Raw genomic sequence first — 10,697 nt, 5'->3', positions numbered from 1 at the left:
CGACAGCGTGAGCAGCACGACGATAGCGGCGGGCGGAAGCACTAACATCGACTTCTGGGTGGTGAATTTTGGCAAGGCTGCCGCCGCCGCGTCGATCTCGGGCCTCTATCTATCGACCGACGCAACAATCACGACTGGAGATACGCTACTGACGACTGTGGCCTCGCCAGGGCTGTCGGCGAACGGGGCGACGGGCTATTTCGATCACCAGACGATCTCGCTGGGGCTGCCAGCCAATCTGGCGCCCGGCACCTATTACATCGGCGGAATCGCGGACTACAATAATGCAATTTCGGAAAGCAATGAGGCCAACAACAATCACAATGTTACGCAGATCACGGTGACTGCGCCGGCAAAGCCCGATTTGACCGCGTCGTTCGACAGCGTGAGCAGCACGACGATAGCGGCGGGCGGAAGCACTAACATCGACTTCTGGGTGGTGAATTTTGGCAAGGCTGCCGCCGCCGCGTCGATCTCGGGCCTCTATCTATCGACCGACGCAACAATCACGACTGGAGATACGCTACTGACGACTGTGGCCTCGCCAGGGCTGTCGGCGAACGGGGCGACGGGCTATTTCGATCACCAGACGATCTCGCTGGCGCTTCCCGCCAATCTGGCGCCCGGCACCTATTACATCGGCGGAATCTCGGACTACAATAATGCGATTTCGGAGAGCAACGAGGCCAACAACAATCACAATGTTACGCAAATTTCTGTTATTGCCGCATCGTCTCAGGTGCAGGACACGACTGGCGGCAGGGGGGACAACCCCGACTCCGGATTTCATTTTGTCGACCCGACAGGACACTTCATTATAGTCTGACCTCTTCGGGGGCCGATGACGGGTGATGGTCGCGGTTTGTTGCCCCGACTCAACTGCGATGACCAACGGGTGGCCGAGCTATGTCTCTGATCTATCGTTGATATGCAGCCTGAGAGCCGAATGAACGTCCCCGGCCGCCTTCGCCGCCTCATTCGTGGCTGGTCTGCGAATGTCGTCCAGATGCTGCTTGCCCTGACCCAGCAGCTCGTTCTGATTCCGGCGTTTTTGCATTTCTGGAGCAGTGACACACTTGCGGCCTGGCTCGCGCTGTATGCGGCCGGAAGCCTCGTTGTCGTCGCCGATGCCGGCCTGCAGCTTCGTGCCATCAACCGCTTTCTCGCGTTCAAGGCCTGCGTCGATTCCGATGGACGCACGGCAACTTTCTACGCGCGCATGATGCGGCTCTATCTGGTGATCGTCCTGGGACTCAGTGCCCTGCTGATTGCGGGAACCGAGCTGTTCCCGCCGGCGGCAGTCCTCGGGTTTCACGAAACGCCGAGCTTCAATGTCGCGATGATCGTCATCACTGTCGGCACGCTGCTCGCTCTGCCGGCCAATCTCGTCTCGGGGCTCTATCGCGTGCGCGGCAAATACAGTCGCGCGGTGTGGTCGCAGAATGTCGCGCTGCTAGTTGGACAGATCGGACAGTTCATCGCGGTTGCATGGCTCGGGAGCCTGCTTGCGGTCGCGATCACTTTCGTCGCGACGCAGATTCTGTTCGCGTTGTTCTTGACCGTCTACGACGCCCCGCGCCAGTTGCCATTCCTGCGGCGGGGACGCGCGATCGCCTCACGGTCCTGGCTATGGAACGCCGGGCAATTCCGTCTTGCGCTGCCATTCGCCGTGGCCAATCTGACGGAGATCGCGCTCGCCAATGCGCCGATGCTGCTGGTCAGCGCGATGGTTGCCGATCGCGTGGCGGTCGCGCAATGGGGCTTGATCCGCGTGATCTCGAGCTTCCTGCGCGGCATCAGCATCCAGATGACATTGCCCATCGGCGCTGAGCTCGGCCACGATTTTGCGATCGGCGACTTGGTACGGCTGCGCGGCCTCTACGCTTACGGATCGCTGTTCATCACCGCGATGGCCAGCTTGATCGTCGGCGGGTTGCTGCCGTTCTGGCCGGATTTCTTCACATTGTGGACGCATGGCAGTATTCCGAACGACGCCGCGCTCACCGTCACGCTGCTGATAGGTTCGGCTGTCGTTGCGCCTTCCCTGATGGCCCTTAGTTTCGCCAATCACAGCAATCGTGGTAATCTCCTGGTGCGGACCAAGGGAGTACAGCTGGGAGTTTTCCTGGTGTTGTCTGCCGTGCTGATTCCCCGGCTCGGTCCGCTCGGTGCCGCAATCGCGATCGTTGCGAGCGACCTGCTTACCCAGTTCGGAATCCTGACGCTCGTGATCGTCTGCCAGACGCTAAGCCATCCGGTCCGCCACGTTGTGGTCCTGATCTCAACCATGGCGACGATCGTGCTCGGCGGATGGGGTCTTGGCGCAGCAATCCGGGATGTCGTGCCGGGGGCGGGGCTGCTGCCTTTCATCGCGGAGTGTGCGATCTGGCTGGTCGTCGTTGCCATCGCGGCCAGTCCGCTTCTGATGGAGCGGGTGCGTGCGCGGGTGCTGGCGGCGGTGCCGAACTGATTTAGCACATCCGGCCAATCGTCTTTCCTGCTCCTGTGGAAGTCAGTAGATCTGGGGATAGCGGCGGTATCGAAGCCGCATCAGCTCCCGGGCGAGCTGGCGATGACCCTCGTCAATCCGCTCGGCGAAAAAACCGAGCCGCTCCTTGCCGGCCGCGGCGAGCCGGCTGCGCTCCTCCGCCGAGCCGACCTTGACGATGGCCTTGGCCAGCGATGCGGGATCGTCGTAGTCGAACAGGATTGCGGCATCGCCGGCTTGCGCCTTCAATGCTTCCGGATAGATTACGGGCGTTCCGACCGCCCAAGCTTCCAAGGGCGGGAGGTTGGTCGGGCCAAAATAGGTAGCCATCACCATCGCATTTGCAGCCCGATAGAGAGCGGCAAGCTCGGTGGAGGGGACGAAGCCAAGGATACGGACGGAATCTTCAAGCTTATGTTCGGTGACAAGTGCCTCGAAAGTGGATCGTGCACCAGGATCTGAGCCGCACAGCACCAGCCTATGCTTGTGCCCTTGATCTCTCAGCAGGCGCATGGCGAGCAGGATGGTCGCATGGTTCTTATGCGACCAAAACTGTGCAGGGTAAAACAGATAGCCTGGCTCCAAGCCGTATCTGCTTAAAATCGCAGAATCCTGTTCCCGTGTTGCCTCGTCCGCGTTCGCTCGGGTGACGTAAGGTGATGGCGAAAGAGGAATGCAGACGGCGCGGTCCCGCGTCATCGCATAACGAAAACATAATTTATCGATGAGCTCGTCGGCGTTCGTGATGACAAGGGCGGCTTTAATGCAAGCGCTGCGCCAAACGATTTCACGTCGCTCGAACTGGGCGAATTCGCGCACCTCGTCGAACTCGGGGCTGTCGCGGAAGCAACCGTCGAAAACCGTGATGATGAACGGCAGCTTGTAGAGCACCAGATTCCAGTTGGACGTGGTGGTGAAGTAGACGATATCGACCTCAGCGTTCCGGAGCTTTTTCTCGAACGGCGCGCAGGCGCGCAGGCTGTATTGCAGCAGATCGAACGGTCCCAGATATTTGAGGAACAAGAACAGGCGGTCGAGCCAGTTGAGTTTCAGATACACGCTGGTGATGCCGAGCTCGGCAAGGATCGCAACGTTATCGCGCAGCGTCGTGAATACGGTGACCTCCAGGCCGACGGTCCTGGCCCAGTCGTGCATCCATATGATGTCGGTGAGCGACTGCTGGAAACCGCCGCCGACGTCGAGCGGAAGTTCGAGGAACACACCAATGTGGTAGCGTTTCATCGTTCAGCGTCCACTCGTGTTTGTGGCTTCGGCAGCAAGTGATAGCGGCTGGTCAATCGAAACCCGCTGGAGTCTGACGTCGTGTCGACTTTGAATGGACACCCGTAGTACGTTCGGTGTGATTCGTAGGCAGACCACCTTGTCAAACGATCCTCTTCGTCAATGAGTATGTGGTTCACGCGAATGCTCGAGCTGATTTTCGACGCTTTGGGGTTGTGCGATCCGGCGCGAATTGAAGCGTCCCGTACTTGATCCGCTGGATGCGCGCTTGTTGAGAATGATCTTAGGTAAGGTTGCTCGCCGAATCTGAAATGACCAACGTATGCCATCCAGGCCCTTAAATAAAAAAGGCGCCATTAAACTGACATGGCGTCTATCAAGCGCAGGCACTTTGGCTATTTTGATTCGTACCGTCAAGGGCGAAGGACTCGCGACTTTCAGCTCACAAAGCGAAGAATGTCCTCGATCCGCCGCCTGAATGTATGGGTCGAAACTGTCCGCGCCTGTCCTGCGGCAGCAATTGCGCAGCGCTCGTCTTCGTTCCCAAGGTAGCGATCGATCAGCGTGAGACAGTCGTCGGCCGTGTGCCAAGCCGCGACCTCGCTGCCTATATCGAACAGTGTGTGGAGATTGTCCTTGAAATCGGTCAGCAGGAACGTGCCGGCGCCGGTCGCCTCGAACAGCCGCGCGTTGCCGGCCTCGCGGCCAGCCTGATCGATGTGCGAATTGAGCGTCAGGCGCGAGGCCCGGAGCGCCTGGTACATCTCCACGCCCCAGACCTCGCCTTGATAGCAGCGGTGCAGCGGCGACGAGGCGGGCAGGTTCTGCAGGCCGCTGCCGTAGAGCTTCAGGTCGTATTTCCAAGCCACCGCTTCGAGCTGTGCGACCCGCTGCTGGTGATCCGCCGACACCGCGCCCACGAAGGAGATGTCGATGCTGCGCTCGGGCGCCGGCGGAAGACGGTCGAGGATATCTGGTTCGAAGGCCAGATGGACCACCTCGGACCTGACGCCAACGCTGCGGAAGGACTCAACGACCCGGAGAAGCTGCGAGATCATCAGATCATAGGCCGACCAATCCTCGCCGCGCGAGGGGACGATGCCGACCTGCCCGATCAGTATCGGCCGCCCGATGCCCTTGATCTGCCGCGCCAGGCGCGCATCGATGTGGAAGACGTCCTGGTTCAGGACGACGTCCGGCTTGAATCCCTCGATCTGCGCCAACAGGATCTCTTCCGCCTGCGCATCGAGCCGTGGGCTCAAGCCCACTTTTCGTGCCAGTGGCCTGAGGATCGGCTTGAATGGCGCGATCATGCGTTGAAGCGAGCCGGGGATCGCTCGCCGTTGAGCCTCGTTTCCCGGCTCCGGTGGCTGTTCGAAAGCAAGCCCGTGTTCGCGCGCCCAAGCTGCGCGCATCCAGGGATTGTTGATGTGAATGTCGGCGGCGACATGCCCAGCGGCCGCGAAGTTGCGTGAGTAGAAATCGGCAACGCCGAACAGGCTGGCATTGCGCGCCGCCATCTGCGTCGCGTAAGTCGCGCGGGCAAGATCGGGCGTGCGACGGTACAGCCAGGTCAGAAAGCGTGGGTAGTCGGCGTTGAGGATGAGGACGCGCATCGCGTTAATCCGCTCGTTCGGTTGTGTCTCGCGGCATCACATACCACAGGAGAAACAACACGACGGCTCCATGGGTCAGCATCACAGTCGTGAATGGCACGTTCAGCAGGGTCTGCGGCAACAGTGCCGAGGAAACCAGAACAATGCGCTGGGATGCGCCCGCGGACATGCCGTTGGCGATGGCGACGACGATGCCGCATACGAGTGCAGAGATCGGGGCAAGCAGCGGGCCGACCGACGCAACGCCTTCGGTGGCGAAGAGCGAGGCGTTCATGTAGCCACCGATGCCAAACCAATTGTAAATGACAACTGCCAGTGGCTCCCGATAGTGGCAAGGCATGATTGGCTTCAAATAGCTGATCTGACAGAAGTGCGTCTGTTCGTGGTTGAAAAAGAACGCGTTGTAATAGTCCATCGCAAGCGAGGGTATGGCCACCATGCGAAGGTTCACCAGCTGGAATACCGGCATCGCGGACCGCTCAGGCAATAGGCCGCTCTGGTAAAGGCTGAACAGAACCAACCCTGTCGCAGTCGGGAGCAGGAGGGACAGGATGACGGTGAGCCGCAAGCCGATGAACCGTGTCACCACGAACATGAGGACGAGCCATGCCGGGGCAAAGAAAGCCTGCTTGCTCAATGTGACCGGATAGAACAGCAGCAGCAGGATGACGACGGCGCCGGCCCGCCAGAGTTTTCCATGCACGGCGTAGCATGCGAATGCGAACGGCAAGAGGGCCGTCATTGTGATCCCAACCAGGTAGTTCACCAGTGCCGGTGCGGTCAAAGCTTCGCGATACGTGTAGATGTCTCCGAGCGAGACCAGCCTGAAGTTGTAATACGCCCCGATCGCGGCGACGGCGGCCCCGATCAGAACGATCCAGCCCAATAGCCGCTCTAAAGCCTGCGGGGACAATTCCAGCAATCGCGGCAAGGTTGGCTGGTGAAGTGCTGGCAACAGGAATGCCACGGCGGAGGCCGCCGCAGAGAGGCCGCTCAGGCGATGGTTGTAATCGAACTCGGTGAAGTTGTTGAGCCAGAGATAGCCGGCAATCATGACGAAGAGGTAGTAGCCGGCAAAATAGCCGAAGCTGAACCGGGCGCGGACGAACAAGATGGTCAGGACGGCGAACGCTGCGACCGTAGCAATCGCGGTGGGTAGCCTCTCGTTGTCGAAGATAATGCTGTAGACCGGGTAGATGCGCGCCACGCAGATCAGCGAGATGCTGCCCAGGACCAGGTGGCACAGGATGAGCAGCGCTACGCCGCGATCGTTGCCGCGCAAACGAAATCCGTCCGCGGCCCTGTGATCCGTGAAGTTCGTGGGAGGCACCATGTGGCGGATCGGATATCCCATTTGAGGAACGCAGGCAATGTCCAAGGCACGCCCGAATGGGGATATTGAACTGTCTAAAGCCTTGATTTATTCGGGCTTTTGTTAATATAGGTCAGCCTGACCGGTGCGCTCAGACCCTTTCGTCACGAGCCATCAACGGGAAAGATCGAGGTCTTATGGTTAGGTTCGGCCTGCTCGGATGCGGGCGTATCGCCAAGCGCCACTCCGAGATCCTCGGCGGCGGCATCATTGAAGGCGCTCGCCTTGTCGCGGTGTGCGATTCCGATCGCGCACGGGCGGATGCGATCGCCGCGAAGTTCAAGGTCGCCGCGTATGCCGCTCTCAACGAGATGCTCGCACGCGACGACATTGACGCTGTCGCGGTGCTCACGCCGAGCGGGATGCATCCGCAGCATGCGATCGCCTGCGCGCGCGCGGGCAAGCATGTGGTGGTCGAAAAGCCGATGGCGCTGCGGCTGCAAGACGCCGACGACATGATCCGCGCCTGCGATGAAGCCGGCGTCAAGCTCTTCGTCGTCAAGCAGAACCGCTTCAACGTGCCGATTGTCAAGGCGCGCGAGGCGCTCGATGCCGGCCGCTTTGGAAAGCTCGTGCTCGGCACGGTTCGCGTGCGCTGGTGCCGGGACCAGGCCTATTACAATCAAGACGCTTGGCGAGGGACCTGGGCGCAGGACGGCGGCGTGCTGACCAACCAGGCCAGCCATCACATTGACATGCTGGAGTGGTTCTTCGGCGACGTGGTCAGCGTTCATGCGCGCAGCGCGACCGCGCTGGTGAAGATCGAGACCGAGGACACGGCGGTTGCTACGCTGAAGTTCCGCAATGGGGCACTGGGAATCATCGAGGCCACGACCGCGGTGCGTCCGGCTGATCTCGAGGGGTCGCTCTCGATCCTGGGTGAGAAGGGAACGGTCGAGGTCGGCGGCTTCGCCATGAACCACATCCGCCACTGGCGTTTCGTCAACGAGTTGCAGTCTGACAAGGAGGTGATCGAAAAGTTTTCGGTCAACCCGCCGAACGTCTATGGCTTCGGCCACCAGGCCTATTATCAGCAGGTCGTCGAGTGTCTCGCTGACCGCGGCGCAGCTCTGGTCGACGGGCTGCAGGGCCGCAAGAGCCTGGAACTGATCTCGGCGCTCTACGAATCGATCGAGACGGGGCAGGAGGTGCCGCTTCACTTCGTGCCTCGCCGCAGTCGGCTGGGTGTTGCTTCGTGAGTGGCCCCGAGCGCCATCAGGTCGGAATGCGAGACGTCAGCTTCGGTATCGGCGTCAAGATCGTCGAGCCCTGCAATCTCTACGGTTGCACGATCGGCGATGACTGCTTCATCGGCCCCTTCACCGAGATCCAGAAGGATGTCGTCGTCGGCGCCCGCACGCGCGTGCAATCGCACAGTTTCGTCTGCGAGCTCGTCAGCATCGGTGAGGACTGCTTCATCGGCCACGGCGTGATGTTCATCAACGACACCTTCGCGGGCGGTGGTCCGGCGCGCGGTCGCAAGGAGCTGTGGCGTGAGACCCGGATCGGCAACAGGGTGTCGATCGGCTCGAATGCCACGATCATGCCGGTCACGATCGTGGACGACGTCGTGATCGGCGCGGGCTCGGTGGTGACCAGGGACATCACCGCGGCCGGAACCTATGCCGGCAATCCGGCGCGCCTATTGACCTTGCGGAAGTGACTGATGGCCGTACCCTTCGCTGATCTCCAGCTCCAGTACCAGAACATCAAGGGCGAGATCGACGCTGCGATTGCGGTTGTCATCCGCGACAACGCCTTTATCCGCGGCCCATTTGTCGATGCGTTCGAGCGCGACTTTGCCAAGGCCGCATCCGTCAAGCACTGCGTCTCCTGTGCCAACGGGACGGATGCGCTTTATCTGGCGATGGCCGCGCTCAAGGTGAAGCCGGGCGATGAGGTGATCACGACGGCACATTCCTGGATATCGACCTCGGCAATGATCACTCACGCCGGCGCTGTCGTGAAGTTTTGCGATACCGATGGTGTGACGTTTACGATCGATCCCGCGGCGATCGAGGCTGCGATCACACCGCGCACCGTCGGCATCATTCCAGTGCACCTCTATGGTCAGCCTGCCGAGATGGACGCGATCATGGGAATCGCGAGCAACCATGGTTTGTGGGTGATCGAGGATTGTGCCCAGGCGCATCTGGCCCGCTACAAGGGGCAGATGGTGGGAACGTTCGGCGCGGCCGCAACCTACTCGTTTTATCCGGGCAAGAATCTTGGCGCGATGGGCGATGCCGGCGCCGTCGTCACCAATGACGCCGGGCTTGCCGAGCACATGACGCGGCTCGCGCGTCACGGCGGCCTGGTGAAGCATCAACATGAGATCGAGGGCGTCAACAGCCGGCTCGACGGAATGCAGGCCGCGATCCTGTCGGCAAAGCTTCCGCATCTGGCGGCCTGGACCGAGGCGCGGCAGCGTGCGGCCGCGGTCTATGATTCCGGCCTCAACCGGATCGAGGGGGTGAGCGTACCGCAGGTCGCGCCTGGTCGCCACCACGTCTATCACCTTTATACCATCCGGCATCCGCGACGAGATGCGCTGGCGGCTCACCTCAACGCTAACGGCGTGCAGACCGCAATCAACTATCCGACCGCGCTGCCGCTGCTTCAGGCCTACGCGCGATTCGGTCACACGGCGGCGGAATTTCCACATGCATACCGGGACCAGACCAGCATCCTGTCGCTGCCGATTTTTGCCGAAATCACGCCCGCGCAGCAGGAGAGCGTGATCCGGCTCGTGCGCGAATTTGCATAGCCCCGGTGGCGCGCCTGTCGCGCAAGAGATTTGTTGATCTTTCTCAAAGACTTGTGCAACAGGGACGGTTGTATTTCGTGCCGGGGTCCCGAGCCCATTGCGGGCCTGCAGTGCATTCAAAACTGGCCTCCAGCGGCGGGAATGATTAGAAGCTGCCGTATCAGGTGGGCAGGCAGGTTGGGTGGCCTGCCAGAGGGGAACCGGAACTTTGCGAAAAGTACTTTTGACGGGTGCGGGTGGGTTCATCGGATCGCACCTCGCCGAAGAGCTGGTCCGACGCAATGTCGCAGTGCGCACGTTCGTGCACTACAACAGCGCGGGTTCGTACGGATGGCTCGATTCCTCGTCGCCCGAGATCCGCAAGGAGTTTGACGTCTTCGCGGGCAATGTTTGCGACCCCAACGGCGTGCGAACAGCGATGAAGGGATGCGATGCGGTGCTGCATCTCGCCGCGCTGATTGCCATTCCCTATTCGTATCACTCGCCCGACACGTATGTGGAGGCCAACATCCGCGGCACCCTCAACGTTCTGCAGGCAGCGCGCGATCTCGGCGTCGAAAAGGTCATCCATACCTCGACCAGCGAGGTCTACGGCACCGCGCAATTCGTTCCGATCACCGAAGAGCATCCGCTGCAGGGCCAGTCGCCTTACTCCGCGACCAAGATCGGCGCCGACCAGCTTGCGTTGTCATTTGAGCGATCGTTCGGCACGCCGGTGATCGTGGTGCGGCCCTTCAACACGTATGGCCCGCGGCAATCGGCCCGCGCGGTGATCCCGACCATCATCACCCAGATCGCGGCAGGCGCGCGCAAGATCAAGCTCGGCAGCATTCATCCGACCCGCGACTTCAACTTCGTCGCGGACACCGTCGGCGGCTTCCTGGCGGCGCTTGATTCCAAGGCCGGCAAGGGCGAGGTCATCAATATCGGCAGCGCCTTCGAGATCTCGATTGGCGACACCGTGAACCTGATCGCCGAGCTGATGGGAGTCGAGATCGAGATCGAGCATGACGACGTTCGTGTGCGCCCCGAGCGCAGCGAGGTCGAGCGGCTATGGGCCTCCAACGCCAAGGCGCAGAAGCTGCTGGGCTGGTCGCCGCGTTTCGGCGGCGTCGACGGCCTTCGTAGGGGTCTTGAGCAGACCATCGCCTGGTTCACCAAGCAGGACAATCTCGCCCGCTATCGCGTCAATACCTACACGTTGTGAGCACC

Annotated in this window: 9 protein-coding genes; 6 read left to right on the top strand and 3 right to left on the bottom strand. The window is 61.0% G+C overall.

The annotated features are described in order from the left end of the window. Positions 1–826: CARDB domain-containing protein (locus IVA75_RS15430; protein WP_247359380.1), on the top strand; the 826-nt coding region annotated here is incomplete at its 5' end. Between the two features lie 120 nt (positions 827–946). Beyond that, complete coding sequence (locus tag IVA75_RS15425; protein WP_247290321.1) at positions 947–2,470, top strand: hypothetical protein; 1,524 nt, start codon at positions 947–949, stop codon at positions 2,468–2,470. A gap of 42 nt (positions 2,471–2,512) precedes the next feature. On the opposite strand, the gene IVA75_RS15420 is transcribed toward IVA75_RS15425, so the two are convergent. The 3 genes from IVA75_RS15420 to IVA75_RS15410 form a co-directional block, all read right to left on the bottom strand. Next, the gene (locus tag IVA75_RS15420; RefSeq protein WP_247290319.1) at positions 2,513–3,730 is read right to left on the bottom strand and encodes a glycosyltransferase; all 1,218 of its coding nucleotides are present in this window, start codon (positions 3,728–3,730) and stop codon (positions 2,513–2,515) included. 437 nt (positions 3,731–4,167) lie between these two features. Next, positions 4,168–5,346, bottom strand: a complete 1,179-nt coding sequence (locus IVA75_RS15415; RefSeq protein WP_247290318.1) for a glycosyltransferase — start codon at positions 5,344–5,346, stop codon at positions 4,168–4,170. A gap of 4 nt (positions 5,347–5,350) precedes the next feature. Continuing rightward, on the bottom strand, positions 5,351–6,700 hold the full coding sequence (locus tag IVA75_RS15410; RefSeq protein ID WP_247290315.1) for a hypothetical protein: 1,350 nt from the start codon (positions 6,698–6,700) through the stop codon (positions 5,351–5,353). Positions 6,701–6,855: 155 nt separating this feature from the next. On the opposite strand from IVA75_RS15410, the gene IVA75_RS15405 reads away from it, so the two are divergent. The 4 genes from IVA75_RS15405 to IVA75_RS15390 all read left to right on the top strand — a co-directional run bounded on the left by IVA75_RS15405 (position 6,856) and on the right by IVA75_RS15390 (position 10,692). Continuing rightward, complete coding sequence (locus tag IVA75_RS15405) at positions 6,856–7,917, top strand: Gfo/Idh/MocA family oxidoreductase (protein ID WP_247290314.1); 1,062 nt, start codon at positions 6,856–6,858, stop codon at positions 7,915–7,917. Then, the gene (locus IVA75_RS15400; protein ID WP_247290312.1) at positions 7,914–8,381 is read left to right on the top strand and encodes an acyltransferase; all 468 of its coding nucleotides are present in this window, start codon (positions 7,914–7,916) and stop codon (positions 8,379–8,381) included. The genes IVA75_RS15405 and IVA75_RS15400 overlap by 4 nt, the downstream gene beginning before the upstream one ends. Before the next feature lie 3 nt (positions 8,382–8,384). After that, entirely contained in the window at positions 8,385–9,485 is a 1,101-nt protein-coding gene (locus tag IVA75_RS15395) for a DegT/DnrJ/EryC1/StrS family aminotransferase (RefSeq protein ID WP_247290310.1), read from the top strand. 208 nt (positions 9,486–9,693) lie between these two features. Continuing rightward, positions 9,694–10,692 carry an NAD-dependent 4,6-dehydratase LegB gene (locus IVA75_RS15390; RefSeq protein ID WP_247290308.1) on the top strand — a complete coding sequence of 333 codons (999 nt, stop codon included), beginning with the start codon at positions 9,694–9,696 and terminating at the stop codon, positions 10,690–10,692. The last annotated feature ends 5 nt before the right edge of the window (positions 10,693–10,697 follow it).

The organism is Bradyrhizobium sp. 134 (assembly GCF_023074155.1).
In the GTDB taxonomy this organism is placed as follows: Bacteria; Pseudomonadota; Alphaproteobacteria; order Rhizobiales; family Xanthobacteraceae; genus Bradyrhizobium.
This window is presented reverse-complemented; position numbering and strand designations above follow the sequence as displayed.